1 protein-coding gene and 1 pseudogene are annotated in these 1,894 nt (G+C 62.8%); both read left to right on the top strand.

Annotated elements, in window-relative coordinates; all coding sequences use genetic code 11:
• The coding region (locus ENZ74_RS30670; RefSeq protein ID WP_164761343.1) for an ABC transporter ATP-binding protein at positions 1-1,553 on the top strand (1,553 nt) is incomplete at its 5' end.
• A gap of 10 nt (positions 1,554-1,563) precedes the next feature.
• Positions 1,564-1,894, top strand: a pseudogene (locus tag ENZ74_RS30665) (ABC transporter ATP-binding protein); the annotation flags it as partial.

Here is a 1,894-nt window from a genome sequence, read left to right as displayed (position 1 = left end):
AAACGCTGATGGGCAACTATCCCATGCGCATCCGCTGGCAGGTGCACCGCTATCTGCTCAAGCAGTCGATGAGTTTCTACCAGGACGAGTTCGCCGGCCGCATCGCGACCAAGCTGATGCAGACGGCTCTCGCCGTGCGCGAATGCGTCATCAAGGTGATCGACGTCCTGAATTACGTTATCGTCTACTTCCTCGGCATGCTGCTCATCGTCGGCTCGGCCGACTGGCGGCTGGCCGCGCCGCTCGGCGTCTGGCTGGTCGGCTATATCCTTTTGCTGCGGTTTTTCATTCCCCGGCTGGGCAAGGTCGGCGAGGAACAGGCCAATGCGCGCTCGATCATGACGGGCCGGGTCGTCGACAGCTACTCAAACATCCAGACGGTCAAGCTGTTCAGCCATGCACGCCGCGAAGCGTCATTCGCCAAAGACGGTATGTCCGGCTTTCTCGAAACGGTCTACCGGTCGATGCGCCTGGTGACAGTGCTTTTCGGCTCGCTCTACATACTGAACGCGCTGCTCTTGTTCTCGGTGACCGCGATGGCGCTGTGGCTGTGGCTGGGGCAAGCAGTGACGATCGGCGCGGTCGCCGTGGTCATCGGCCTTGTGCTCAGGTTGTGGGGCATGTCGCAATGGATCATGTGGGAAATGTCGGGCCTGTTCGAGAACATCGGCACGGTGCAGGACGGTATCGCCTCGATCTCGCTGCCGCGCCTTGTCGAGGACCGGCCGGACGCGAAGGAGATCAGCGTTTCCAGGGGTGAGATCCGCTTCGAGGACATTCGCTTCCACTACGGCAAGCAGAAGGGTGTGATCGAGGGCCTGTCGCTGGCGGTGAAGCCGGGCGAGAAGGTCGGCATCGTCGGCCGTTCCGGCGCCGGCAAGTCCACGCTGGTCAACCTGTTGCTGCGCTTCTACGACCTCGAAGCCGGGCAGATATTGGTCGATGGCCAGGAAATCGCCGCTGTGAAGCAGGATTCGCTTCGTGCGCAGATCGGCATGGTCACGCAGGACACCTCGCTGCTGCATCGTTCGGTGCGCGAGAACATCCTTTATGGCCGGCCCGATGCAACCGACGAGATGCTTGTCGAGGCGGCGCGGCGCGCCGAGGCGCTGGACTTCATATCGGGGCTTTCGGATGCCAGCGGCCGCAAGGGCTTCGACGCCTATGTCGGTGACCGCGGCGTCAAATTGTCCGGTGGCCAGCGGCAACGCGTCGCCATTGCTCGCGTTATGTTGAAGGACGCACCTATACTTATCCTTGACGAAGCGACCTCGGCGCTTGATTCCGAAGCCGAGGCGGCGATCCAGGAGAATCTCTACAAGCTCATGCAAGGCAAGACCGTCATCGCCATCGCGCACCGGCTGTCGACCATCGCGGCGATGGACAGGCTGGTGGTGATGGACAAGGGCCGTGTCATCGAGGAAGGTTCGCACGAAGAACTCGTCGCCAAGGGCGGGCTCTACGCGCAGCTCTGGCAGCGCCAGTCGGGCGGGTTCCTGCTTGAGGACGGTCCCGCCAACGACGCACTTGCAAAGAGGCAAGCCGCAGAATGATGGCCGCCGCATGATGACAGCCGTCTATCGCTGGTTCGAGAACTGGGTCTATCCGTTCAGGGAGCCGGCGAATCTTCGGCCACCGATCAGTGTCGGCGGCTTTCTCTGGCACTATGTCGGCCAGGCGAAGTTCGCCTTCTTCGCCATGCTGGTCATCGGCGGCATCGCGCCGCTGGTCGAGGCCGGCCTGTTCTACTTCGTCGGGCGGCTGGTCGATATTCTCGACCAGCTTCCCGCCGAGCGCAGCTGGCACGCACTGTGGGCCGCCGCCGGCCCTGAACTGGTTTTCATGGCCGTGGTGGTGCTGGTCATCCGCACCGTCGTCGTCGGCCTGTCGGCGC

Source organism: Mesorhizobium sp. M7A.F.Ca.CA.002.15.2.1 (genome assembly GCF_003998715.1).
Classification (GTDB): Bacteria; Pseudomonadota; Alphaproteobacteria; order Rhizobiales; family Rhizobiaceae; genus Mesorhizobium; species Mesorhizobium ciceri.
Note: the sequence above shows the minus strand (reverse complement) of the source record. Positions and strands in the feature narration are given on the sequence as shown.